A 24,473-nucleotide genomic window follows, 5' to 3' on the forward strand; every position below is an offset into this window, starting at 1 on the left:
ATGAAGATCACGACTCTCAGGCGGTTGGCCGCCTTCGCCGCGGCCGGCACGATCGTCGCGGCCGCGCCGGTCGCCGCCTCGGCGCACGGCAAGCTGGAAAGCGCCGCACCGGCGACGGGCAGCACGGTCGACACGGCGCCCGACACGTTGCGGCTCACCTTCAACGAAGACCTCGAACCGACGTTCAGTTCAGTGAAGGTGTCGGACGCGAACGGCAACGCCGTCACGCAGGAAAAGGCGAGGGTCGATGCCTCGAACCCGCGCGTGATGACCATTGCGATGCCGAAGCTCGCGCCGGGCGCGTACACGGTGCAGTGGGTCGCGATGACGGCCGATGCGCATCGCACCAAGGGCGCCTATACGTTCCGGGTGAAAGGGTGAACGACGGCTTCGTCGGTCTCCTGCGGCTCGTGTCGGTGGCGATCCAGAATGCCGGGTTCGCCGTCGTCGTCGGCGCGCTGCTGGGCAGCCACTGGCTCGCGCGCGGCGCGTCGGCGTGGCAGCACGGCATCGGGCGGCGGCTCGTCGCGACGCTGCGCATCGCGTCCGTCATATCGCTGCTTGCCAGCATCACCGCGTTCTGGGCGCACTGCGCGCTGATGAGCGACGTATCGATACTCGACGCCGGACCGTCCGTCCGCGCAATGCTTGCGGGCACGGGGTTCGGTCATGCGTGGCTGGCCGGCGCCGTATTCATGCTCGTCGTCGTGCTGCTGTCGTTCGTCAGGCGAGCGCACGATTCGCGCTTTCCGTTCGCGGTCTGGGCCGCGCTCGCCGGTGTCGCGCTCGCGCGCAGCAACGGCGGGCATCCGGTCGACGCAGGGCTGTTCAGCGTACCGGTGTGGATCGACTGGCTGCATCTGCTGGCGATCAGCGCGTGGGTCGGGCTCGTGTTCGTGACGGCGTTCGGCGTGATGCCGCGGCTCACCGGCCTGCCCGCGAGCGAACGCACGACGGGCGCATCGTTCGTGCAGTCGCTGTCCGATGCATCGACATATGCGCTGATCGTGTTGTTCGCGACCGGCGCGTACAACGGCTGGCGCGGCGTCGATACGCCCGCCAACCTGCTCGCGTCGACGTACGGGCAGATCCTGCTGCTGAAGCTCGCGCTGGTGCTGATCGCCGCGGCGCTCGGCGGGCACAACCGCTTCTTCGGGATGCCGAAGCTGTTGGCCGCGCTGAAGGACCCGGCCGCCGCGATGCCGGCCGGCCCGCTGCGGCAGTTCGGTGCGGTGCTGCGGATCGAGGCGGTCGTGCTCGGCGGCGTGCTGATGGTGGCGGCCGTGCTGGTGTCGAGTGCGTTGCCGGGGACGGTTTAGCGCGGCGGATCATGAGCGAAGGCACGCGTGGGAGTCGTCGCGAGCACGACGAATTTTTTGTCGGACGATTTCCCCCGCATTTTCAGGCCCGGACATGCGAGCGACGGCGATCGCGGCGTGATGACGACAATTACATCGGCCTGTCTTTCGATTACCAAAAACTGTCATTGAGCGCCGCTAAGCTTTCGCCACCCTCACAACCGGGATTCCCCGTCATGCGCTCGACAATCCGCCTCTTCACCCCGCTATTGCTGCTCCCGACGCTCGCCGCGCCGGTTTTCGCCGCCACCGCCGCGCCCGTCAGCCCGAACTGCGGCGGCAGCACGACGCCGATCGCCGATATCCAGGGGCCGGGCGCGCCGTCGCCGCTCGCCGGCCAGAACGTGTCGATCGAAGCCGTCGTCACCGCCGATTTCGGCGGCACGGACGGCTTCGGCGGCTTCTTCGTCCAGCAGGCCGACGCGCAGCGCCGCAACCAACCGGGCGTGTCCGAGGGCCTGTTCGTCTATGCGCCGAAAGTGCGCGCGAAGGCCGGCGACCTCGTGCATGTGACGGGCAAGGTCGAGGAGAGGTACGGGCAGACGCAGCTCACGCAGTCGGGCGCGATCGCGGTGTGCGCGAACGGCCAGACCGTCACGCCCGCGACGCTCACGCTGCCGGTCGACAGCCCGAACGCGTTCGCCGCGTATGAAGGGATGCTGGTGCGCCTGCCGCAGACGCTGAACGTCACCGACAACTACGAACTCGGCCGTTACGGCAGCGTGATGCTCAGCAACGGTCGCCTGCGCACGCCGACGAGCGTCGTGCCGCCCGCGCAGGCACAGACGCAGATCGATGCGAACGCACGCAACCGCCTGATCCTCGACGACGGCTCGAACAAGCAGAACCCCGCGACCGTGCCGTACCCGGCGCCGGGCCTGTCGGCCGCGAACACGCTGCGTGCGGGCTACACGGTGCGCGACGTCGAAGGCGTGCTCGAAGTGCGTTACGGCGCATGGCGCGTGCAGCCGCTGCCCGGCGCGGCCGTGCCGGCATTCGACGCGCGCACGAACCCGCGCACCAACGCGCCCGCGCGCGATCCGAAATCGAACCTGCGCGTCGCGTCGTTCAACGTCCTCAACTACTTCAACGGCAACGGTCTCGGCGGCGGCTTCGACGATCCGAACAACCGCGGTGCGAAGAACTTCCAGGAATTCCAGCGCCAGGAAGCGAAGATCGTCAGCGCGCTGAAGGCGATCGATGCCGACGTGATCGGCCTGATGGAAATCCAGAACAACGGCTACGGCGAACTGAGTGCGGTGCGCCAGCTCGCGGCGAAGCTCGGCAACCACTGGCGCGTGGTCGATCCGGGCGTGTCGCGCCTCGGCGGCGATGCGATCACGGTCGCGATGATCTACGACAGCCGCAAGGTCCAGCCGGTCGGCCGCGCGGCCACGCTCGCGATCGACGACAAGAACCGCCAGCCGCTCGCGCAGTCGTTCCGGCTGGTCGGCGGCAACAAGCAGTCGCTGACGGTCGCGGTCAACCACCTGAAGTCGAAGAACTGCCCGGACGCCGCGAACGACGATCTCGACCAGGGTGACGGCCAGGGTTGCTGGAACCCGACGCGCACGCGCGCGGCGGCGAAGGTGGCCGACTGGCTCGCCGGCAACCCGACGGGCGTCGCGGGCCAGGGCGTGCTGCTGATCGGCGATTTCAACAGCTACACGTACGAAGACCCGATCCGCACGCTCGAATCGCGCGGCTATCGCAACCTCGTCGCGCGCTGGATCGGCCCGAATGCGTACAGCTACGTGTACAACGGCGAAGCCGGTTATCTCGATCACGCGCTCGCGACACTGCCGCTCGCGTCGCACGTGAAGGCCGTGCACGAATGGCACATCAACGCGGACGAGCCGCTCGCGCTGCAGTACACGCTCGCCTACAAATCGGCGGAGCAGCAGAAGACGTTCTACGCGCCGGATGCGTATCGTTCGTCGGATCACGACCCGGTGCTGATCGATATCGCGCTGCCGGGCGGCGGGCATTGAGCGCGGGTTGAACCGGCTTCGCGATGGACGACGTGCGGCACGTGCGCACGTCGTCGCGCGGGCGGCGGCGGATGAATCGCACGCCGCTCGCGCATCGACGAACCCGGCCGGATATCGGGTAAATAATTCCACTGGAACCGATGCAATTCCGCGAAATCGGTATTTTATGGATGGCGGAGATGCATAAGCCCCGGATTGAAGAATGATTGAAGTGAATCGAATCTTCGAATCAAGCCTGCATTTCGCCGCAATGCATTAATCGGTTGGCGATAATAAAAATGAAAGAAAAATCCTGTCGATCTGAAGGTATTGAGCGCGCTGCATCAATACAGTAAAGGCTTCGTCGTTGTGCGCGAAAAGTAAAATATTCGGCGCGGCATTGCCGACAAGACGCACCTTGCACGAATAATCCCGTTTTCTTTCAAATGCCAGACACTGGCGGCCCTTCGCATCATTACGGGATTTTTAATATCGGAATGATCTTTGACAACGCGGCGCAGCACCGCCTATTTTGTCGGTGTCGTAAATTTCGGTAATCAGAAAAGAAGTCCAAACTGCAGGGGGCGGTTCAAGCACGATTCTCGCCAGCAGTTTGCTGTGTCTGTATCACGTTCAGTCTCTTGAAGCAGTCCGATCCCAACCGCCTTTGCGCGAGTGGCGGGTGTTGCTGCGCGTCTCGCCAGTGAGGGCGGCCTTTGTGAAGCGGTATCCGAACCAGCCACAAGGAACGAGATGAAACCAGACAGGAGCAGTACCGGCAGCCGCCATGGCCGTCGCGGCCGGATGGCCGGGCTAGGCGCATTGACCACGATGACACTGGCGCTCGCGGCGTGCGGCGGCGACGATTCGTCGTCCGTCGGCGCATCGAGTCTCGCGCAGACAACGGCCAGCCAGCAGGCCAGCGCGCAAGCGGCCAGCAGTCAGGCGCCTGCGGCCAACCAGCCTTACGTCGACCCGGTCGCCTATTCGATGAACGCGACCGACGGCCTCGCCCCCGCGCAGGTGTCCGAGAAAGCGGCCGTCATGCATTACCAGTGGAAAAATGGCGGCACGACCGTCAACTACACGACGACCACCGGCCACCTGACCGCGCAGGACGCGAACGGCAATGCGGAAGCGTCGATGTCGTATGTCGCGTACACCGCGCCGAGCAAGAACGGCAAGCCGCGCCCCGTCACGTTCGTCTATAACGGCGGCCCCGGCTCGTCGTCGATCTGGCTGCGTCTCGGCTCGTTCGCGCCGACCCGCGTGGCCACGCCCGATCCGGGGTTCGGCAGCAACTGGCCGAACTATCCGCTCGTCGACAACGCCGACAGCCTGATCGACACCACCGACCTCGTGTTCATCGACCCGCCCGGCACCGGGCTGTCGGAAGCCGTGTTGCCGAACACCAACCAGAAGTACTGGGGTTCCGATGCGGACGTGAACATCATGCGCGACTTCATCCAGCGCTACCTGAACGTCAACAGCCGCAGTACGTCGCCGATCTACCTGTACGGCGAATCGTACGGCACGCCGCGTACCGACATGCTCGCGCTGGCGCTCGAATCGGCCGGCGTGCACCTGACGGGTATCGTGCTGCAGTCGGCAATCCTGAACTACTTCGCGGATGCGGTGGAAGCCGTGGCGATCACGCAGTCGACGGAGGGGCTGCTGCTCGAAACCGATACCGTGGCCGGTTACCTGCCCGGTTATGCGGCGGTCGCGGCGTACTTCAACCAGGTTTCGCCGGCACCGGTGAACCAGGATCTGTACGCACTGCAGACGGAACTGTTCACGACGCTGATCTACAACCAGCTGCAGAAGTATTCGCAGTCGTGGGTGTTGAGCCAGCTGGGCATTCCGGATGCGCTCGGCACGCCGGTGTTCCCGAGCGACGCGACGCTCAAGCTGTGGTCGATCCCGTCGAGCCTCACGCAACAGGCGCTGCGCGGTTACTTCAACGCGAATCCGTTCGGCACGAGCCTGCTGCCCGGGACGACGATCGGCCGGTATGACGGACGCGTGTCGTTGCCGAACTCCGATCCGCGGCTGCAGAACGACGGCGACCCGTCCGACATCCTGATTTCGCAGCCGTTCACGAACGCGCTCGCGACGCAGATGCCGGATTACCTCGGCTACACCGCCCCGAACGCGACGTACCTGCCGCTGAACGACAACATCATCGGCGTCTGGGACTTCTCGCACGACGGCCAGCCGATGCCCGACACGATCCCCGATCTGCTCGGTGCGCTGCAGCTCAACCCGAAGCTTCGCGTGCTCGCGGAGAACGGTTTCCACGATCTCGCGACGCCGTTCTTCAACACCGAGAAGCAGCTCGCGCGGCTGCAGACGGTGAAGGGCCTGAATCCGAAGCTGCAGGTGAACTTCTTCCAGGGCGGCCACATGATCTACCTGGACGACGTCGCCCGTCCGCAGATGAAGCGGGACCTGAAGACGTTCTACAAGGGCGCGCGGATTCCGACGGCGCTGACGCTGCACACGCTGCCGCCGCCGTGGCCGGATGAAAACCCGCCGAGCGTGCCGACCGGCAGCGTCCCGGGCGCGACGGCCGCGACGACGCTGGCGGCGGCCCCTTGAGCGACGGACTCCTTGTCAAAGGAACCCTCTATTCATCCATTGAATGCGAGTGATCATGTCCCTAATCAATTTGATGCGGCGTATGTCCCCGTTGATCGTCCTCGGTGCCGTGATGAGCAGTGCCCACGCGTTGCCGCCGCAGTCGGTGGCGCCGGTGAAGCTGCCGCACGGCGGGCACGGTGTCGACGGTCCGTTCTTTCCTGCCACGCGGGCGGCGCCGGTGCTGCCGTCGACCGGCGCGACGTTGCAGCAGCAGGCGCAGCAGCGTGTCGATGCGCGGCTCGGCGCCAATACGGTGCTGAGCAACGGCGCGGCCGTGACGAAGGCGCAGGCGCAGAGCAGCGGGCTCGGCTTCGTGTCGAAGCACTTCGACGAGATCGATGCGAAGCACACCGGCCGCGTGACGATGAGCGATGTGCGGCAGTTCATCCAGCAGCGGCAGGTGCAGGCGCAGCAGGATCAGCAGGACGAGTGACGTAGCAGGCAGGGCGGCGGCCGGTGCGGGATCGTTCGCACCGGCCGCCGGAAGGTGACAGGCGTTCAGGTTGCGTGGCGCGCGTGGCGCTTCGCGATGGCCGACGGCAACTCGCCGAACATCGCGCGATGGTCCCGCGCGAAACTGCTCTGGTGCCGGAAGCCCCATTTGGGGGCTGTGGACGTTACGGAATCTCCGAGCCGAAGCTCGCGGCGTACGTGAATCAGCCTCACGGCCCGCAGGTACATGGTGGGGTTCAGGTTCAACGTATCCTGGAACGCGTATTGTGCGATGCGCCGGCCTAAGCGATCCGCTGCCGGTCGCGCCTCGCGCCGAAGCGGGCGCGATAGTCGCGCGGCGAGACGCCGACCTGCTTCGCGAATGCGCGCTGCAACGCGTCGACGCTGCCGAATCCCGACTGCTCGGCGATCCGTTCGAGCGGCCAGTCGGCCCGCTCCAGCAGCGCCTTCGCGCGCTCGACGCGTGCCGCAAGGACGAACTGCGCGGGCGATTGCCCGGTTTCCTTGAGGAAGTTGCGCGCAAACGTGCGTTCGCTCATGTGCATCCGTGCGGCCAGCGCGGCGACGCCGAGATCGCCGGTCGGATCGTCGGCGATCCCGGTGAGCAGCGTCCGCATGCGCGGCGTCGCGTTGGCCTGGATGTCGAGCCCGACGCTGAACTGCGCCTGCCCGCCGGGGCGATGCACGAACAGCACGAGTTCGCGCGCGACCGCGAGGGCGGTCGGCGCGCCGCAGTCCGCCTCGACGAGTGCAAGACACAGATCGATGCCGGCCGTCACGCCGGCCGACGTATGAAACGGCGGATCGCTCACGTAGATCGCGTCCGGTTCGATTCGCGCGTCGGGGCACAGCGCCTGCAGCGTCGCACACTGGTTCCAGTGCGTGGTCGCGCGCTTGCCGTCCAGCCATCCGCCCGCGGCGAGCACGAACGCACCCGTGCAGATGCTTGCGATCCGCCGCGTGTCCGCGATCCGCGTGCGCAGCCACGGCAGCACGCCGGCTTCCGACGCGGCGTGTCGCAGCGCCGCTTCATTGCCCCCGGCGACGACGATCGTGTCGATCTGCCCCGGCAGTGCCGCCAGCGCGGCCGTACCGGCGAGGCGCAGGCCCGCGTGCGTGACGATGTCGTCGCCGTGTTGCGACGCGAGCGTGAGCCGGTACGGCCGCGCATGGTCGGGAAGATGACGGTTCGCGACCGCGAACACTTCCATCGGGCCCGTGATGTCGAGCGACTGGACGCCTTCGAAGCCGACGACAACGATGTCGCGTGCCGAACAGGTTGACTGGGACATGGCGGAAAGTGCGGTGGAGTTGTCCTTGTGACCGCGAGCATGATCCTTGTAATTTTCCGGACGTGCAATCGACGAATACGGATGGACGATGCGGTCAGGGAAGACAGGCGGGGCAGTGCTGCTCGTGTGCGCGATGCTGGGCGCGTGTGCGGCGGGGCTGGCGGCACCGGTGAGGGCGGAGGACACACCGCCGGTCGCACGAGCGCTGGCGGTCGGCGCGCCGAAGGCGGGCCGCGTGCGACCGCTCGTGGCGATCGTTGCGGACAATGCAGGAACGGAGACGACCGATTTCATCGTTCCGTACGCGATTCTGAAGACGTCCGGTGCGGCCGATGTCGTCGCCGTATCGGCCGACGAAGGCGAGGTCGAACTGATGCCCGCGTTGCGCATGCTGGCCGACACCACGTTCGACCGGTTCGACGCGGCCGTTCCGGCCGGGGCGGATGTCGTGATCGTTCCCGCGCTGCACGGTGCCGACCGGCCGGCGGTGCTGGCGTGGTTGCGCAAGCAGGCCGTTGGCGGCGCGACGATGGTGGCGATCTGCGATGGGGCGGAAGTCCTCGCGAACGCGGGCCTGCTCCAGCAGCGCACGGCGACGTCGCACTGGTATTCGCGCGATCGCCTGCGTCGCCGCTTTACCGGGACGACGTGGGTCGACGATCGCCGCTATGTGATGGACGGCAACGTCATGACGACGACCGGCGTGTCGGCGTCGATTCCCGCTTCGCTGGCATTGGTGAGTGCGCTGGCCGGGCCGGCCGCGGCGCGCGAGACTGCGCGGCGCGTCGGCGCGCAGGCATGGAGCGACGTTCATGACGGCAGCCGGTTCGTGTTGACCGCGCCGGCGGTAGCGGTCGCGTTGACGAACCGCCTCGCGTTCTGGCGGCACGAGACGTTCGATCTTCCGGTCGAAGACGGGTTCGACGAGCTTCCGGTTGCATTGACCGCCGACGCGTGGGCGCGGACCTGGCGCAGCGACGTCGTCGCGACGGCGGGCGCGCGTGTGATCGAGTCGAGGCACGGGCTGCGGTTGCTGGCGCAGCCGGCGAATGCCGGGCACGCGCGCGTGGCGATGCCGGGCGGACGGCGTGGCGAATCGGTGCTTCCGGGAGTGCTCGGAGACATCGCGGCACGCTACGGAGACGCGACATCGGGCTGGGTCGCGCTGCAACTGGAGTATCCGAAGTAGCGGCGCGTCGCGCGCGCTTACTTCACCCACTTTGCGAGCCTGGGATCGGGGTAAGGCAGGAGATCCTGCGACTGGGTGGGCTCGGCCGCCCATTTCTTCCCGTTCCAGTGGAAATCGGCCTGCGTTTCCGTCCCGTGGCCATTCGAGTAGATGACAGCGGTGCAGGCGGCCTGGCCCGGATACGTCGGGTTTTTGGCGCCGATGCAGGACCCGAGAAATACCAATACGTCGCCGAGGCCGAACCGCTCCTGCATCGCGTAGGTCGCATCGAAGTCCGAGAGCCGGTCAGGGACGGGCGTCGCGTCGCACGCGGCGAGGCTCACGGCGAGCAGCAGCGCGGCGGCCCGGCCGGCACGCCGCCGGTTGCTCTGGCTGTCGGAGGAAGGGGCGCCGGCGTCGGCGCGCTTCCGCGCGCGGGAGTTTGACGGGCAGGGCATGCGGGTTTCGGGTGACGGACACGACGGGCATTGTGCCGGAATTCACTGGTGCCCGGGCTTGGCCGGTGGCCACTCGCGCAGTGTTTCGCGCGTGCTTTCCACCGGATCGCGCTCCGCCACGATCGCCGCGTGCCGAGGTCAGGGCGCGATCACCGTCACCTTGAACGGCCCGCCGTTCGCGGCTGCATGCGCGACCGCATCGTTCGCGTCGTCGAGCGCGAACGCCGTCACGTCGAAATGCCCGAGATCGAGCAGCCCGCCGTGAACCAGCCCCGCCATCAGCGTCACCGCTTCCGTTGGATACATCCACTTGCCGCGCAGCGTGATGTCGTTGCGCATGATCCATGGATACGGCAACTCGAGCCCCGCCCCGCCGAGCATGCCGACGCCGCCCATCAGCACCACGCGCCCGTAGGGGCGCACGGCCATCACGGCGGCACGCACCGTCGTCGCCGGCACCGAAGGCGGCATCAGGTCGATCACGCAGTCGATCGGCCCCGGCGCTGCCTGCTGCATGCGGGCGCGATCAGCGGTTTCATCGCCGGTCAGCTCGACCGTGCGCACGCGGTCGCCGAAGCGGCGTTCGAGGTCGGCAAGTACGCGCGCATTGCGGCCGGGTGCGACCACGCACCGCGCGCCCATTGCCAGCGCCACCGCGATGCATGCGCTGCCGAAGTTGCCGGTCGCACCGCTGACGAGCAGGATCTCGCCCGCGCGCAGGTCGGACGCGAGCAGCCCGCCGTACGGCACGAGCAGCTTATTGAGCGCGCACCAGCGCGCGGCGTCGGCCGAGGCGATATCGCCGATGCGTACCGCGTTCTCGGTCGGCACGCGCAGCCGCTCGGCGAACGGGCCATCGTGAAAGTAGCGCTGCAACTGCTTGCCGCCTTCGCCGCGCGCGCTCCAGCCCTGCAGCACGATGTCGGGCATCCGCGCATCGTCGCGCGAGCGCACGGTCGGATCGCAGAACACCCAGTCGCCCGGCTGCAACTGCGTCGCGTCGGGGCCGGTTTGACGGACCCGGCCGATCGCGCCGCAGCCGGGCACCATCGGCAGTTCGAGCGGATAACGACGCGCGCCGTTGAACACTTCGCGCGCGTAGGGCAGAACCGGTGTCGCGACGACATCCACGATGACCTCGCCGGTGCCGAGCACGGGGTCGGGTATCGTCTCGATAGCAAGCGGCAGGCCGAGCGACTTCAGAATCGCAGCTTTCATGAGGGTTCCTGATGGAGGGGGCCCATCGATTCTGGCAGGCTTAGAATCCGCAACAAGGCTCGGCACGAGCCCAGGATCGGCCAATACCACCCTGCATGGAGCGAACCCGATGACCGTCACCACGCGAACGCCGTTCGGCGATTTCCTGCGCTCGCGGCGCAAGAAGCTGCGGCCGGATGCCGTCGGCCTGCACGGCGGCCCACGCCGGCGTACGCCCGGCCTGCGGCGCGAGGAAGTGGCGGAACTGGCCGGCATCGGCGTCGACTGGTACGTGCGGCTCGAGCAGGGGCGCGACGTCAGCCCGTCGGATGCGACGCTCGACGCGCTGGCACGCGCATTGCGGCTGGACAAGGCCGAGGCTGCCCATCTGCGCACGCTCGCACGGCGCGACGAGGCGCGTGCATTCGTGCCGGAGCGTGTGCCGCCCGCGATCGCGCGGCTCGTTGCCCATCTTCAGCAGCCTGCATACGTGACCGGGCGGCGCTGGGACATCCTCGCGTGGAATGCCGCCGCGGCCGAACTGCTCGGCTTCGACCGGCTGGCGGAAGCCGATCGCAACATCCTTGTCTACATGTTCGTCGAGCCGCACGCGCGTGCGCTCTTCGCCGCGAGCTGGGCCGACGAGGCGCGCCGGATGATCGCGCTGTTTCGCACGAACCACGATCTCTACGCGAGCGAGCCGGCATTCGTCGCGCTGGTGGAACGCCTGCGCGCCGGCAGCGTCGAGTTCGCGCAATGGTGGGACGAGCACGACGTGCGCAGCGGCGTGTCGGGCGAGAAGGTGCTCGTCCACGCGCAACGCGGCACGCAGCGCTACGAGTATGCGACGTTCCAGGCGAACGACGATCCCGCGCTGAAGCTGGCGATCTATACGCCGATGGACGGCGATGAAGGGACGTGAGGCCGAGTAGGCCGGCGTCACCGCGCGTTCAGGCAGCGAAGCGTCGGCTTCGTGCGTGAACGCGGACGTTGCGGTGTAACGGCGGAAGTGTGCCGGCTCAGGCCGTGCGTCGTGCCGACAGGCGATTCCACAGCATGCCGGCCCGGTTGCCGCTTCCGCAGTATGCGAGCACCGGTTTCGGCAGCGTGTCGACCAGCGCGCCGAATGCGTCGATGTCCGCCTCGCCGATGCGGTCGCGCTCGACCGGCAGGTAACGCGCGTCGAGGCCCAGTTCGCGGGCCGCCGCGGCGATCTCGTCGAATGCGGGCTGGTCGACGCCTTCGCCGTCGGGCCGGTTGCAGATCACCGAGCGGAAGCCGGCGTTGCGGATCGCCTTCAGGTCGGCCGGCGTGATCTGCCGCGAAGCGGAAAACCCGTTCGCGGCCGTCGCACGACACTGCTCGATCGCGCGGCGGAAACAGGCGATCGCGAAATCGACGTCCAGCTCCGTCGTAAAGCGGCCGAAGCTCACGCGCACGGTGCGGCCCGCCGTCTCCGCGTCGAGGCCGATCGCGGTCAGCACGTGCGACGGTGCGCCGCTGGCCGAGTTGCACGCGGAGGTCGACGACACGGCAAGCGCTTCGTCGAGCATGAACGGGAAGAAGCCGGGCGCGTTCACCGTCAGGCTCAGCGTGTGCGGGATGCGGCGTGCCGTGGCCGCGTTCTGCGTGACGTCGCCGAGCGCGGCCAGTGCGTTCGTCAGGCGCGCGCCGAGCGTCGCGATCCGCGCGGCTTCACCGTCGAGTTTTTCCTCGGCCAGTTCGCATGCGACGCCCATGCCGACGATCTGATGCGTCGCGAGCGTGCCCGAGCGCAGGCCGCGCTCGTGCCCGCCGCCGTGGATTTGCGGGGCGATTCGGTTGGCGATGTCGCGGCGCACGAACAGCGCGCCGATACCCTTCGGGCCGTACACCTTGTGCGCGGACATCGACAGCATGTCGATGCCGAGCGTGCGCACGTCGATCGGCGTCTTGCCGAGCGCCTGCGCGGCGTCGACGTGGAGCAGCGCGCCGGCGGCGTGCACGATGCGGGAGATCGCGGCAATGTCGGTCAGCGTGCCGAGTTCGTTGTTCACCAGCATCAGCGACACGAGGCCCGTATCGGGGCCGATGGCGGCAGCGACGGCGTCGGCGGTGATTTCGCCGTCGCGCGTCGGCGCGACGAACGTGACCGACATGCCGTGCTTCGACAGGTTCGCCATCGTGTCGAGGATCGCCTTGTGCTCGATGCGGCTCGTGATCAGGTGGCGCTTGTCGGTCGCGTTTTCCGCGTAACCCTTCAGCGCGAGGTTGTTCGATTCGGTGGCGCCGGACGTCCAGACGATCTCGTCGGCATCCGCGCCGATCAACGCGGCGACTTGCGCGCGGGCCTGCTCGACCTTGTCTTTCGCGAGCCGGCCGGCGGCGTGCGAGCTCGATGCGGGGTTGCCGAAGATGCCGTCGAAGCCGAGGCAGGCCGTCATCGCTTCGATCACGCGGGGATCGGCGGGCGTCGTGGCTGCGTAGTCGAGGTAGTGCAGCGTGGTGGGTTCGCTCATGTCCGTCTCTTGCTCTGTTCTTTCAGAATGGGAGAAATGATACGAGGGACAGAAGGGAAAAAGGATCCAAAATGGGTTGGTGTTTGGGCTTATCGTGGAATGTGGTTTTGTTTTTGTGAAGATTGGGGGAATTTATTTCTTGATCAATGACGCCGCGCGAGATGGCCCCGTCTCAGGGTTGCGGTGGAAACGATGGATACATGGCACCGTCCCGCGATGTCTGCGAAACGGGGAAGGGGGCGCGGCGTTTCCCTCGGCTCGACCGGGTGGTCACAGCGGATCGAGTAGCGTGGCCCGTCGGTGAGTGTCGCGCACCCATGCACGCAAGGCGCTTTCGTACCGGGCAGGGATCGTGATCGTCAGGGTGGTCAGGCGCGTGTCGTTGCCCGGCAATGCCAGATATCGCTGCCACGCTCTCCGTACCAGCTGCGACATGGCGGAATTGGTGATGCCGAGTTCGGCGGCGAGCTTGCGCTGCGACCGGCCCTTGACGAAGATTTCAAACAACGCCCACCGGTTCACCGGCTTGATCCGCGTATCGTGCAGCCTCAACAACTGAAACTGTTCGGCCGTCATGCGTCGAATCGGTGCCATTCAGATGCGCCCGGAAGTTTGCAGGGTAGATATCAAGGCCGCGCCACAGGACGTTTTGTGATTGTGGAATGCCGCGGGGCGACCTTCGACATTGAACGCCTCGTCTCCTTCAGCAATCACGCAGGCGCCGTGAAGCGGGCACGAACATGCATCGCCGACACGGGCGACCGCGCGTCCCATCACCTTGCTCGTCGCCGCTCCGGATTCGACCTTGCCGCCGTGAGTGTGCTGGTCGCCTACTCGAATGATTCCTCGCATATAACCCATTCCCAGTGTGATTTGGTGTGGCGGGCGCGTTCGTGCTCAACGCGCTGCGCGTCGGCTGGCATCACCATGAATAGCCCTGCATCCCGTAGTTGGTGTCGTGACGACGCCCCCACCACGGCAGGTAGGCGTTGTTCCCGCCACGTGCACGGAACCAGTCCTCGTTCGGATCGATTGGCGTGAGATTGGCCGGTGGCATGACCACCACGGCTGCGGGGTGTTTCGGGTCGGTCGTGCCCGCGACGAGCGCGTTGCCGCCGTAGTGATTGATCCGGCCGATCGCCAGTGCAACGTCGGTCAACGCACTGCCGGTTCCCATGTCGCCGAGCAAGGCTGCAGTGTTGAACGCCTGATTCTTGTGGTCGTACTCCGGCAGGATTTCGGTGAGTGTCTGCGATAGGCCGACAAGTCGCGCCGATGCGGCGTCGCTACCGGTGCCGGCGTCGTGAACGACGTATCTGATATCCGGAATCGCGATCCCTGCGTTGCGCGATGCCTGGTCGATGGTTGCCTTCCACGCTTGCACTGTTCGTGTCGTGCCGGACTTTTTCGAAAACGCGTCGGCGTTGCCGGTCGCGGCCTTGCCGATCCACGCGAGCGGTTCGCGCTCGGTGTTGAAGGTCGGGCCGGCGAGGAACAGCACGACGAGGTTCTCGTTGATCTGGGCGTCGGTGGGCGGGAAATTCGGCGCGTCCCAATTCATCACCCACACGCTCTTGTCGGGGTTCGCTTGCAGATAGTCCAGCGCGTTGTTCAGTGATGTGAAGCCGGCGTTTGCACCGCCTTGCGTGATCTGCACATCAGGGGGTGTGTCGCGGCTCCACAGAGTTTTGGGGGACGGCGGGCCGATTTCATAGAATGTCATCATTCGATCGACCAGGCGCGATCGAGCGAACGTTGCGTCGAGACGAGAAGGAATGGCAATTTCAACGCGTATGCCCGCGAGTTCGCGCCAGTCCTTCTGATTCTTGGAGCCCACTGTGTAGAAGTACTTTGAATTCATCCCGTAGCGCGTTCGAAGCAGCAGTATGGATTTATCAATGTACTTGGCATAGAAGCCCTTGAACGTCTCTTTCCCTTCGTTGCCGTAGACCAGTGCGCCAATTGATTTGAGCGTCGAGAATGACTCCGGGTCCGTGCGTACCATATCGTCGTTCTTGTTGGGCGTTGCAAGTCCTTGCGCCCACAATAGTTGCCATTCTGTCGGATAGTCCATACGTTGCAGTGGATTCAACCAAATCATGCCGACGACCTGTGCAACGAACGGCTTGGCAGGTTCTTCCGTATGGGCGGCTGAGCGAGTGGCTTGATCGGGAGGCGTCACTGCTTGGGCCGGCCGCGTCATGGCCGTAGTGAATAGAAAGATCATGAGCGCCAGCAAGCCGGGCACAGCTACGAATCGTTTCATCCAATCTCCCATTTCCAAGTGTGCCGGGTCCGGTTGTTCGACATGTGCCATTAGCGTGGCCATCAGCGGAATTGTGATTAACCAGACCAGAACGGCGATGGCGACGCGTTGGGATCGAGCAGCGATCAGAGCCTTCATAGCGCCCGTCGAGCCGTCGGATAGAGTTGGCCTCCGCGCTCGTCTTGCTATTCGGATGGCTTTGTGGAGTGTCATCCTCGACGGAATTCGGTGTGGCGAGCGCGTTCGTGCTCAACGCGCTGCGCGTCGGCATGCATCACCACGAATAGCCCTGCATCCCGTAATTGGTATCGTGACGACGCCCCCACCACGGCAGGTAAGCGTTGTTTTCGCCGCGTGCGCGAAACCAGTCCTTGTCCGGATCGATCGGTGTGAGTTTCGACGGGGGCGTCACGACGACGGCAACTGGATGTTTCGGGTCCGTTGTGCCGGCAACCAACGCGTTACCGCCGAAGTGATTGATCCGGCCGATCGCCAGCACGACGTCCGTCAATGCGCTACCGGTTCCCATGTCGCCGAGCAATGCTGCCGTGTTGAACGTCTGATTCTTGTGGTCGTATTCGGGCAAGACTTCAGTCAATGTCTGCGACAGTCCGACGAGACGAACCGTTGCGGCATCGCTGCCGGCACCGGCATCGTGAACGATGTACTCGATGTCCGACACCCCTATTCCGGCGTTGCGCGCCGCCTGGTCGATGGTTGCCTTCCAGGCTTGCACCGTTCGCGTCGTACCGGCCTTTTTCGAAAACGCGTCGGTGTTGCCGGTCGCTGCCTTGCCGATCCACGCGAGCGGTTCGCGCTCGGTGTTGAAGGTGGGACCGGCGAGGAACAGTACGACTAGGTTTTCGTTGATCTGGGCGTCGGCGGGCGGGAAATTCGGCGCATCCCAATTCATCACCCACACGCTCTTGTCGGGGTTCGCCTGCAGGTAGTCCAGCGCGTTGTTCAGCGATGTGAAGCCAGCATTCGGGCCGCCTTGCGTGCCCCGAACATCGGGTGGGGTATCGCGACTCCATACCTCCGGAAAATACGGATTGCCGATAAAGAACGTTTGGCTGATTTCGCTCGCCAGGTCCGCTTCCGACTCGGCAATATCGAGTCTCGGTGGAATCGCCAGTTCGACATGAATTCCGGCAAGTTCGTGCCAATCCTTGCGGTTATCCGGTTTCACCGTGTAGAAGTACTTCGCGCTCATCGCATAGCGCGAACGCATAAACCGAGGGAACTTTTGCATATACTTGCGATAGAAGCCCCTGAACGTTTCGGCACCTTGGTTTCCGTAGGCAATTCCAGCGACCGATTGCAGCGTCTGGAACGACTTCGGTTTGGTGCGCACCATATCGTCGTTCCTGTTCGGCAAGACAAGGCCTTGCGCCCATAACGTTTGCCATTCTGTCGGGTAGTCCCGGCGCTGCAAGGGGTTCATCCAAATAAGACCAACGACCTGCGCAACGAATGGCTTGGCAGATTCTTCAGCCGGAACAGCCATACTCGCGTCTTGACTGGCGTGTGGCTCGGCTTGCGCAGGACGAGTCATCGCCGTAGTGAATACGAACACCACGAGCGCCGTCAGTCCGGGCAAAATGACTAGTCGTTTCATCCAATCTCCTGTTTCACGTACGACCAAGCTCGAATGTGCTGGATACTCTTTCAGCACAAGCATTAGCAAGACCGAGATCAACCACACCACGCTCGTCACGATGATGCGTCTCGGCCATGTGGCGATCAGCGTCTTCATAGCGGCCCCCCCGCCTTCAGAAAGAGTTGGCCCTCGCGTTCGTCCGCTATCTTGCCGGGCATATTGCCTTCGCCGTCATTGACATGTATCCACTCGTGCATAGGTAGTTGGTCAATCGAGCCGTCCAGGAAGTACGTGTAATACTTCCCGACGGAGTTGCTGCGCGGGATCCCCTCCCCCATCCGCCAATCTGCCTCAATCCGCAGCGCTTCCATCTGTTCTGGCGTCAGGTAACAAGGACCGATCGCCACGTCATACGCCAGCGCCTTTTCCGCATGCTCCGGATTGGTCATCGTCGTCGAGTGGTTCGTCGGGCTGTTCGTCGTACCGCGATCAAGCCAATCCACGATCTGCTTGTCTCGCCATTCCTTGTAGCCTTCAGGTAGAGCGCTTTTGCCGTCTTCACCAATGACGTGACCATCGCTGTTGACCCACTCCGTGTTCAACGTGCGGCGCGCCTCCATCCGCATCAGGGCGCGGTCCTCGTAACGCTGCCCGGCTTCACTCGTGGCCGTACCGTGCGCGTCACCGTCCTTGTTCTTTGCCTTGTACTGGTCGTAAGGATCGTCGGCCTGTTTGTCCGCGTCGGCCTTGCTCGCATCGCGCCATGCGGAGGGCGGATCGTTGCCTTCGTTGAAGGTACTGGTTGCTTCGCCGTCCTCGGTCAGAATCGGCTTGTCGAACCTCAACGCCTGCGGCGGAAACGTCTCGTCCAGCGCCGGTGCGTCCGCCAATATCTCCCAACCCTTCGGCGGATCGGCATTCACGCGAAACATGTTCATTGCCGAACTGAACCCGGTCGCGACGAACATGATCGGCGCCGAGAACAGCGTTGCCGCCATCCCCCAGATCGACTCGTTTCCCTTGAGCGCACCAACCAGATTGAACTTCGCCGGCGGCGAGGGCGGATACCAGAAGCCCCGCTTCGTGCCTTTCTTGCCGTAACGCCAGTCGTCTTCCCAATAGCGATAGCGCTTCTGCACACCGACATCGAAGCCGGACGCGAACACGCGTTGCGTCAGGACACCGTGTACGCCGATATCCGCCAGTTCGTGCCTGTCGATGCCGCGCCAGCCGATACCCTGCACGGTGATCGCCGAGATCACTTGATCGTGCGGACAGCAATACGCCGTGACGCGCCCATACGTCGATCCGTTCAGACCGTGGCGTGCACGGTCGGCCTGTGCGGTAAACGACTTGTCGCTCGTCGGCGATACCCGGTTGTTTGCCATGTCGGCATCGACTGTGTCGGGCGACGGTTCATGGTCGGCGCGGTCGCCAATCATGGACAAGAACGTGCGAAGCGTTTGAGTGCGCGACGCGTAGGTCTGCCGGCCGCGACGGCCCGTGGCGTCCTTCGTCAGACGTTGCGACCACGCGTCCATGAACGTGTCGGATTTGTGCGGGCCTTCGCTGTTTGCCAGGCTGTACGGTGCATTCGCCAACACATAGGCATCCGCGACGCAGCGCCCCTTGCGTCCCCACGGATCTTCCACTTCCGGGAACGCGTCACCGAAGAACGCACCCGTGAGGCCGACGATATTCCCCTGGCTGTGACACACGACGGTGATCGGCACGTCGGCGCGCATCTTCCGGATCGACTCGATCAGTTTGGCAAGCCGCAACGCGGCAAGCACGCCATACGCACGCGGCGGCGCGCGATACAGGGGCCGGTTGGTCGGGTTGATTCCCTGCACGGTTATCCAGCCCATGGCGCGGTCGTCGAGGCCGCCGTGCCAGAGATCGGGCAGGCTCGAACAGCCGTTGGTGAACGGGCCACCTCCCCAATAATCCTTTTCGTTGAGAAAGATCTTGTCGCCGTATTCCTTCAGCTCTTTCAGAGTCGCGCGGTAGCCCCACCGAAAATGGATGACCGGAGAAAACGATGGATCGGGCTTGACGTAGTTTCCCGCCCAAAGCTCCGGATTCAGAAACCCCTCCGGCGTCACGCTCTCGGTGTACTTCGCAGGCGTCAACTGCCCGGCGTCGACCCCGTGATACTTCATCTGGTCGTCCAGCCGTCCCAGCCGACGATTCAGGCCTTTGCACAGTCCCTCTTCGGACGCCTTGTACCATTCGCCCTCGGAGTTGACGCCGTGGACGAAGATGACGACGCCGGGCAACGGCAGTTGCTTGACGCAGATGAGCCGCTTGTCCTTGTCGAACAGCATCGGCCCTTGGGTTCGGCCGACGACGATAGGCGGTGGGGAAGAGCGCGATGCCGTCGCGTCGGGAGCATCAGTCTTCGTGACCGGCGCATGGACGTGCGCACTCGCTACCGGCCGAGGATCGAGAATCGAATCGGTCATGATCTCAACCATCCTTCTTGATGAACCGCACCGACAGCGTGTCGAACCGATCGCCATGCACCGCCGGCAGCTCACCGGCCGCGTCGGTGGTCAGGTTCGACGGCGCACCGGCCCCCCTCTGCGTTTGCCCGTCGAACCCTGCCACCGCATCGCCGTCGGTCGAGCGAACGAGTTTCGGTACACGGCCGAGCGGGGCGTGGTCGAACGCCGGCATATCGGTGCTCATGCTGGCCGGGCCGCCCCACGCATGGCCTGCCGACTTCACCGTGAACGTGCCGGGGCACCCGAGTTCGATGTCGCCGCCGTTCAGCTTCAGGTACGCCCCGCCCGACGTGACGAACACGACCTGATCGTTCGCCATGCCGGCAAGCTTGCCGCCGGCCGCGGTCAGCTGGATGTTTTTCGCGGAATCCACCTGCGTGTCGTCGTCCTGCGACTGGATCGTCACCTTCCCGCGATTCGCGATGGCCGACACGCCGCCGCTGTGCGCGAACATCGCGACGCCATGGCCGGCGTGCAGATTGATGCGTTCGCCGCTCGCGACCTGCACGTGCCGCTGGGCAATCTGGTCGATGTTCTCGCCCGCATACATGACATGCGTCCTGGGCGTGACGTGCAGCGATCCTGCCTGTGCGCCGAACGCCATCAAGGCGGACGTGTCGCCGGCCGAACCGGCTTCCGCAAGGTCGGGCTTCCAGTGGCGGAACGCCTCGACGATCTTCTCCTGCCCGGCGGTATCCGCAGCCCGTCCGCCGTGCTGACCGGCATAGTCGCCGAGCGAGTTGAACAGCATCATGCACTGGTCGAGCAACTGAATCAGTTCGTCACGATCGAGCTGACTACCGGTCGCACGTGTGCGCGCATAGGTCGAGAACAGGATGCCCTGGGCCGCGCGCAAGGCCGCCGCGGCATCGGTGCGCAACTCCGCGCCTTCGCCCCGATCGGCACCGTGTCCATCCTTGCGGGGCTGCGTCAGATAACCCAGGTTCAACTGGGTATGCGCATGCTCGCTCGCCAGCTGCGCGGATATTTGCGACGGCGTATCGTCCAGGCGAAGCTGGTTGTACCGATGGCCCTTGATTTCCTTCGTCTTGATCCCGGACACGTAGCGGTTGCCCGGCAGCGCGCCGGTATGCGTGAACGTCGCGGCCGGGTTCGCGCCGTTGCTTAGCACTCCGATGATGACCAGACGGTCCGGATCGCCCGACAGGCAGCCCAGCAAGACTTCCATCCCGACGCGGGGCAGAAAGAGCGTGCCGAAGTTTCCGCCCGCGAGACTCGCGCCGATGCGTATCGGTGCGCTGTCGCCGGCCGATCCGTTCGTTCCGGCGCCTTGCGCGTGTTCGTGATCGGCGGGATCGAAGCCATGAATCCGCACGCGCACGCGGCCGGCCGCGTCGCAGAATACTTCCTCACCCTGCGTGCCGACGATCGTGCCGGTCAGCAGGTGAGCTGGTGGGAGGTCGATTCTCGGATCGTAGGACGGCGTGAGCGGCACGCCGCGACGCACGCACGTGAAATGGTTCTCATAGCGTGTGTCCGACTGTTCCGGCGCATCGCCCGGCGTGGTTGGGTCGGCTTGCGCGAGGTTCCGGCTGGCCGCGTACAGCATGGTCACGCGGCTCGTCAGGTCTTTGGGAAGGTTGTTCCGGACATTGTGCCGTACCGACGTCACGACGAACTGCCGCTGCTCGGCCGGCTTCATGTCGAGTTCGGGGTCGCCCGTCAGCGTGAACCAGCAACCGACCGGCATGTCGCGAACGTGGCCGATACCGTCGTAGCGCTCCGCCGCGAACTGGTGGGCGAGTATCCGGTCGTGCGTGATGCGGTCGTGATCGTTCCAGGAATCGCCGACGTGCGGAATGTCGATCGCGACATCGGTCAGCAGCCGGGCCAGGTCATTGCCGGCGTCGCCCTGATCGATGCTCGTCGCGATCGCGGAATCGTCCATGCGCGCCTTCTTGTAGTCCCACGACGGACGGCTGGCTTTGCCGGGGGACAGGCGCTGACGATGCGCAAACAACGTCACCGTATCGCGTTGTGCGGTTCCCGAATCGCGCGGATGCAGGCGTACGGTACCGGCAGGTGATTCCGGCAATCGCAGCGGGTCGTCGCAGAACACGAGCGTGTGGATCGGCCGCTCGTCGGTGGAGCCACGCGCGTTGTCGACCGCCCACGCCTTGGCAAAGACGGTGATGCCTTCGCGTCGCAACAGCCGGCGCACGAAACGGGCGTCCGACTCGTTGACCTGCCGCGTCAGTTCGCGCGCCGGATAACGTTCGGCTCGCAATCCCGACAGGTCGAAATCGAACGCGCGCGCGAGTGCGGCGCTGCGTTGCCGCCATTCGTTCAGCAGCGTGCCGAGGATGTCGATGACGTTTCGCGACCGGAAGACGCGGGAATTGATGCGGCGGTCCATCAACGACAGCGCATCGCAGATGCGCAACTGGTACACGGTCAACTCGCCGTCGGATTGGCCGGCCTGCACGTCGTGCACGATCGCGTTGATCGCCCGCACGTCGCCCCGGTCGGTCGTCAGCCGGACCGACACCGGCAGGCCGAGAAACAGCGTGGGCGCCAGATGAGCATGGGTGGAGATGCAGGTCAGCTGCCCGTCGATTCCCGACATCAGTCCTTCGCGAATATCGGCGTGATGAAGCGCCAGCAGATGGCCGACCGCGTGTTGCGCCTGCCCGAAGTGCAGCGCGACGGGCCGGGTGTTCCAGTCGACCAGACCGGACGCAAAGTTTCGTAATGCTGTTGCTATCGACATAACGGCAATCTCGTTGCTTTTCAGGCTTGATCTTTTTGAGTCGAATTCTCGGTGCGGTAAAGAAGCGGTAATCGTGATTTCGCTGCGCAGAATATCAAACAATGGGGCTTTTAAAGGTTTATTGGTATTTTGAGATGAAAATCAATTCGCACTGAAACGGTGTTCGACATTTTTATGACTTGGTTGAGTCATTTGTTTTAATTGGAAAAGTCTTATATCGGTTCGTCAGGGGTGGTATTTGTCGCTATCCATTTCCGGAAGGTTCGGAGGTGAAGGTTGCGGGCAACTATGCCGAACCGGATTGGGTGTTTTTAACTGGAAATTAGATTTGTCTTAATTCGAGTATGGATAAGGCGGATTTGAAATATAAAAATCGATGTGTGCAGGATCGTGCTCGTGCATTCGGTATGCGCTATCTGCTTGACAGCAGTTTTGCCGTTTTCGGTTTGATAGTGTGGAAGGCGGTTTCCGTCACGGCTCGCCATGGCGCAACTGCGTAAGCGCGACGATCGAAACGCATCTTTTGTCATACGAAATGTGTTGCCCGCACGTTTCGTCCGGCCTCGCCGGATCGGGTGCATGCCGGGCGTGAGCGAACCAGCCCCCGGTCATCCGGATGTCCATGAGGGATTTCCCCCGTGACGCACAATCGCGCGTCACGTCACCCCCACGGCCGTTCCTTGCGCGCCTTCCCACCGTCACTTCCGCCCACCGCCGCCGATTATTTGCATATCGCGAATGGCGCGTTCGCCGCCCGTTCGATACCCGATCCCTGGCGTTGCACCTATCGTTGTGCCGTCGGCTCGCCGGATTCGATACGTCGAACCGGAGCGGAAGCCGGCGCTTCCCGGCGATTCACATCGCACACAAAAACCATCGGACCTGGCTGATGCGCAGGCGCTCCGTCGCGCGCAGGCGAACCTGTGTCCACGGAGACGGAAATGAAAGCAAACGAGTGGGATACCTCCTATGAGTGGAAGGCGGTCACGCTGCTGGCGCTCGGCTTCGGGCTGGTCGGCCTCGACCGCTGGCTGATCGCGCCGCTGTTCCCTTCGATCATGAAGGACCTCAACCTGAACGCGCAGGACGTCGGCAACTGCATCGGCGTGCTCGGCCTGTCGTGGGGCATCTTCGCGGCGCTGATGGGCGGCGTCTCCGACAAGGTCGGCCGCAGGAAGGTGCTGATTCCTGCCATCATCGCGTTCTCGCTGCTGTCGGGTTTCTCGGGGCTCGCGGGCGGGCTGCTCGGGCTGATGGCGATTCGCGGCCTGATGGGTGTCGCGGAGGGCTCGTTCTGCCCGACGAGCTTTGCCGCGACCGCCGACGCGTCGCATCCGCGGCGGCGCGGGCTGAACCTCGGCCTGCAGCAAAGCGGCTTCGCACTGTTCGGGCTCGCGCTGTCGCCGATCATCGCGACGCAGCTGCTCGGTTTCGTGTCGTGGCGCTGGGTGTTTGCGCTCGTGGCCATTCCCGGCCTGATCCTCGGCGCGATCATGTTCTTCGTGATCCGCGAGCCGAAAGTCGCGAAGGAAGTCGCATCGGAACATGCGCCGGCATCGCTCGGCCATGTGCTCAGGAGCCGCAACATCCTCGTGGCGATGGCCGCACTGTGCTGCGCGATGACGGGCGTATTCGTGCTCGGTGCGCTGCTGCCGCTGTACCTGACCGACTACCTGGCGCTCGGCACGCAGAAGATGGGCCTCGTCGTGTCGGCGATCGGCTTCGGCGGCTTTCTCGGGCAGTTCGGGCTGCCGGGCCTGTCCGACCTGGTCGGCCGCCGTCTCGCGAGCATCGTCGGCTTCGCGGGAACGGCCGTGATGCTCTATCTGTTCCGCGGCCTCGGCCCGGAGCCGCTCGCATTGTTCGGGGTGCTGTTCGTCGCGTCGTTCTTCACGCTCGGCCTGGTGTCGCTGCTGTCCGGCCCGGTGGCGACGGAGGCCGCGCCCGTCGGGCTCGTGTCGACGTCGATCGGCGTGGTGGTGGGCGTCGGCGAGATCTTCGGCGGCGGCATCGCGCCGGCGCTGGGCGGCTACGTCGCCGCATACTTTGGTATCCAGAACATTCTGTGGCTGCCGATGTGCGCGGTCGTGCTGGGCATCCTGGTCAGCCTGCTGCTGAAGGAAACCGCGCCTGCCGTGCTGCAGCGCCGCGTGGCCGTGCAGCCCGAACTGGCGGCCGGCGAGCAGTCGCGGTAAGGCCCGCGCGAACAAGGCAGGGCAGGGCATGCGGCATGCGGCGGGTGCCGCCGCCGGCGATTGACATCGATTGGGTGACACAGTGACGCCTCCCGCATGACACAACCCGATATCCGCACGGGTAGACTGCCGGTTTC

At 64.8% G+C, this 24,473-nt stretch carries 19 protein-coding genes; 8 read left to right on the plus strand and 11 right to left on the minus strand.

The annotated features are described in order from the left end of the window. From copC to FOZ70_RS09815, 5 genes are all read left to right on the plus strand, one after another. Nucleotides 1-381: a copper homeostasis periplasmic binding protein CopC gene (copC, locus tag FOZ70_RS09795; protein WP_219705703.1), complete on the plus strand. Its 381-nt coding sequence runs from the start codon at nt 1-3 to the stop codon at nt 379-381. Continuing rightward, complete coding sequence (locus FOZ70_RS09800) at nt 378-1,319, plus strand: CopD family protein (RefSeq protein ID WP_219705705.1); 942 nt, start codon at nt 378-380, stop codon at nt 1,317-1,319. The genes copC and FOZ70_RS09800 overlap by 4 nt, the downstream gene beginning before the upstream one ends. Nucleotides 1,320-1,534: 215 nt before the next feature. Continuing rightward, complete coding sequence (locus FOZ70_RS09805) at nt 1,535-3,349, plus strand: ExeM/NucH family extracellular endonuclease (RefSeq protein ID WP_219705707.1); 1,815 nt, start codon at nt 1,535-1,537, stop codon at nt 3,347-3,349. A 732-nt stretch (nt 3,350-4,081) separates the two neighbouring features. After that, nucleotides 4,082-5,929, plus strand: coding sequence for a peptidase S10 (locus FOZ70_RS09810; protein WP_219705709.1), 1,848 nt, complete (start codon nt 4,082-4,084; stop codon nt 5,927-5,929). A 43-nt stretch (nt 5,930-5,972) separates the two neighbouring features. Further along, a complete protein-coding gene (locus tag FOZ70_RS09815; protein ID WP_048024532.1) occupies nt 5,973-6,404 on the plus strand; it encodes a hypothetical protein in 432 nt (143 codons plus the stop codon). Nucleotides 6,405-6,469: 65 nt separating this feature from the next. On the opposite strand, the gene FOZ70_RS38525 is transcribed toward FOZ70_RS09815, so the two are convergent. Together FOZ70_RS38525 and FOZ70_RS09825 are read right to left on the minus strand one after the other, a co-directional pair. Further along, nucleotides 6,470-6,817: a helix-turn-helix domain-containing protein gene (locus tag FOZ70_RS38525; RefSeq protein WP_346656397.1), complete on the minus strand. Its 348-nt coding sequence runs from the start codon at nt 6,815-6,817 to the stop codon at nt 6,470-6,472. Next, nucleotides 6,706-7,716, minus strand: a complete 1,011-nt coding sequence (locus FOZ70_RS09825; RefSeq protein WP_021160012.1) for a helix-turn-helix domain-containing protein — start codon at nt 7,714-7,716, stop codon at nt 6,706-6,708. Before FOZ70_RS09825 ends, FOZ70_RS38525 begins: the two co-directional genes overlap by 112 nt. An 88-nt stretch (nt 7,717-7,804) precedes the next feature. Between FOZ70_RS09825 and FOZ70_RS09830 the strand changes: the two genes are divergently transcribed. Next, nucleotides 7,805-8,905, plus strand: coding sequence for a DJ-1/PfpI family protein (locus tag FOZ70_RS09830; RefSeq protein ID WP_219705711.1), 1,101 nt, complete (start codon nt 7,805-7,807; stop codon nt 8,903-8,905). 17 nt (nt 8,906-8,922) lie between these two features. Here the strand turns inward: FOZ70_RS09830 and FOZ70_RS09835 are convergent, their stop codons facing one another. Together FOZ70_RS09835 and FOZ70_RS09840 are read right to left on the minus strand one after the other, a co-directional pair. Next, nucleotides 8,923-9,342 carry a hypothetical protein gene (locus FOZ70_RS09835; protein ID WP_219705713.1) on the minus strand — a complete coding sequence of 140 codons (420 nt, stop codon included), beginning with the start codon at nt 9,340-9,342 and terminating at the stop codon, nt 8,923-8,925. Nucleotides 9,343-9,480: 138 nt separating this feature from the next. Then, a complete protein-coding gene (locus FOZ70_RS09840; RefSeq protein WP_219705715.1) occupies nt 9,481-10,560 on the minus strand; it encodes a zinc-binding alcohol dehydrogenase family protein in 1,080 nt (359 codons plus the stop codon). Nucleotides 10,561-10,669: 109 nt separating this feature from the next. On the opposite strand from FOZ70_RS09840, the gene FOZ70_RS09845 reads away from it, so the two are divergent. After that, nucleotides 10,670-11,461 carry a helix-turn-helix transcriptional regulator gene (locus tag FOZ70_RS09845; protein ID WP_059488804.1) on the plus strand — a complete coding sequence of 264 codons (792 nt, stop codon included), beginning with the start codon at nt 10,670-10,672 and terminating at the stop codon, nt 11,459-11,461. Nucleotides 11,462-11,558: 97 nt separating this feature from the next. On the opposite strand, the gene FOZ70_RS09850 is transcribed toward FOZ70_RS09845, so the two are convergent. From FOZ70_RS09850 to FOZ70_RS09880, 7 genes are all read right to left on the minus strand, one after another. Continuing rightward, a complete protein-coding gene (locus FOZ70_RS09850; protein ID WP_219705717.1) occupies nt 11,559-13,037 on the minus strand; it encodes an aminotransferase class V-fold PLP-dependent enzyme in 1,479 nt (492 codons plus the stop codon). Between the two features lie 270 nt (nt 13,038-13,307). Continuing rightward, nucleotides 13,308-13,613 (minus strand): TrfB-related DNA-binding protein, encoded by a 306-nt coding sequence (locus FOZ70_RS09855; protein ID WP_048024517.1) that lies wholly within the window; start codon nt 13,611-13,613, stop codon nt 13,308-13,310. An 18-nt stretch (nt 13,614-13,631) separates the two neighbouring features. Beyond that, a complete protein-coding gene (locus FOZ70_RS09860; RefSeq protein ID WP_081062874.1) occupies nt 13,632-13,889 on the minus strand; it encodes a PAAR domain-containing protein in 258 nt (85 codons plus the stop codon). A gap of 70 nt (nt 13,890-13,959) precedes the next feature. Next, on the minus strand, nt 13,960-15,441 hold the full coding sequence (locus tag FOZ70_RS09865) for a virulence factor (protein WP_258025586.1): 1,482 nt from the start codon (nt 15,439-15,441) through the stop codon (nt 13,960-13,962). A gap of 136 nt (nt 15,442-15,577) precedes the next feature. Next, nucleotides 15,578-17,059 (minus strand): virulence factor, encoded by a 1,482-nt coding sequence (locus FOZ70_RS09870; RefSeq protein ID WP_196487228.1) that lies wholly within the window; start codon nt 17,057-17,059, stop codon nt 15,578-15,580. After that, the gene (locus FOZ70_RS09875; RefSeq protein WP_219705719.1) at nt 17,056-19,368 is read right to left on the minus strand and encodes a hypothetical protein; all 2,313 of its coding nucleotides are present in this window, start codon (nt 19,366-19,368) and stop codon (nt 17,056-17,058) included. Before FOZ70_RS09875 ends, FOZ70_RS09870 begins: the two co-directional genes overlap by 4 nt. A gap of 4 nt (nt 19,369-19,372) precedes the next feature. Continuing rightward, nucleotides 19,373-22,141, minus strand: a complete 2,769-nt coding sequence (locus FOZ70_RS09880; protein WP_219705850.1) for a type VI secretion system Vgr family protein — start codon at nt 22,139-22,141, stop codon at nt 19,373-19,375. A gap of 941 nt (nt 22,142-23,082) precedes the next feature. Between FOZ70_RS09880 and FOZ70_RS09885 the strand changes: the two genes are divergently transcribed. Beyond that, nucleotides 23,083-24,336 (plus strand): MFS transporter, encoded by a 1,254-nt coding sequence (locus tag FOZ70_RS09885; protein ID WP_219705720.1) that lies wholly within the window; start codon nt 23,083-23,085, stop codon nt 24,334-24,336. Nucleotides 24,337-24,473 lie beyond the last annotated feature (137 nt).

Origin of the sequence: Burkholderia sp. COPS, from assembly GCF_019425585.1 — a bacterium.
Classification (GTDB): domain Bacteria; phylum Pseudomonadota; class Gammaproteobacteria; order Burkholderiales; family Burkholderiaceae; genus Burkholderia; species Burkholderia cepacia.

What these genes read in the sequence shown, in the direction of transcription:
- FOZ70_RS09850 (WP_219705717.1), bottom strand. Translation starts at nt 13,037, where the DNA reads ATGAGCGAACCCACCACGCTGCACTACCTCGACTACGCAGCCACGACG.
- FOZ70_RS09885 (WP_219705720.1), top strand. Translation starts at nt 23,083, where the DNA reads ATGAAAGCAAACGAGTGGGATACCTCCTATGAGTGGAAGGCGGTCACG.
- FOZ70_RS09845 (WP_059488804.1), top strand. Translation starts at nt 10,670, where the DNA reads ATGACCGTCACCACGCGAACGCCGTTCGGCGATTTCCTGCGCTCGCGG.
- FOZ70_RS09855 (WP_048024517.1), bottom strand. Translation starts at nt 13,613, where the DNA reads ATGACGGCCGAACAGTTTCAGTTGTTGAGGCTGCACGATACGCGGATC.
- FOZ70_RS09840 (WP_219705715.1), bottom strand. Translation starts at nt 10,560, where the DNA reads ATGAAAGCTGCGATTCTGAAGTCGCTCGGCCTGCCGCTTGCTATCGAG.
- FOZ70_RS09860 (WP_081062874.1), bottom strand. Translation starts at nt 13,889, where the DNA reads ATGCGAGGAATCATTCGAGTAGGCGACCAGCACACTCACGGCGGCAAG.
- FOZ70_RS09815 (WP_048024532.1), top strand. Translation starts at nt 5,973, where the DNA reads ATGCGAGTGATCATGTCCCTAATCAATTTGATGCGGCGTATGTCCCCG.
- FOZ70_RS09805 (WP_219705707.1), top strand. Translation starts at nt 1,535, where the DNA reads ATGCGCTCGACAATCCGCCTCTTCACCCCGCTATTGCTGCTCCCGACG.
- copC (WP_219705703.1), top strand. Translation starts at nt 1, where the DNA reads ATGAAGATCACGACTCTCAGGCGGTTGGCCGCCTTCGCCGCGGCCGGC.
- FOZ70_RS09825 (WP_021160012.1), bottom strand. Translation starts at nt 7,716, where the DNA reads ATGTCCCAGTCAACCTGTTCGGCACGCGACATCGTTGTCGTCGGCTTC.
- FOZ70_RS09830 (WP_219705711.1), top strand. Translation starts at nt 7,805, where the DNA reads ATGCGGTCAGGGAAGACAGGCGGGGCAGTGCTGCTCGTGTGCGCGATG.
- FOZ70_RS09870 (WP_196487228.1), bottom strand. Translation starts at nt 17,059, where the DNA reads ATGAAGACGCTGATCGCCACATGGCCGAGACGCATCATCGTGACGAGC.
- FOZ70_RS09865 (WP_258025586.1), bottom strand. Translation starts at nt 15,441, where the DNA reads ATGAAGGCTCTGATCGCTGCTCGATCCCAACGCGTCGCCATCGCCGTT.
- FOZ70_RS09835 (WP_219705713.1), bottom strand. Translation starts at nt 9,342, where the DNA reads ATGCCCTGCCCGTCAAACTCCCGCGCGCGGAAGCGCGCCGACGCCGGC.
- FOZ70_RS09875 (WP_219705719.1), bottom strand. Translation starts at nt 19,368, where the DNA reads ATGACCGATTCGATTCTCGATCCTCGGCCGGTAGCGAGTGCGCACGTC.
- FOZ70_RS09880 (WP_219705850.1), bottom strand. Translation starts at nt 22,141, where the DNA reads ATGTCGATAGCAACAGCATTACGAAACTTTGCGTCCGGTCTGGTCGAC.
- FOZ70_RS09810 (WP_219705709.1), top strand. Translation starts at nt 4,082, where the DNA reads ATGAAACCAGACAGGAGCAGTACCGGCAGCCGCCATGGCCGTCGCGGC.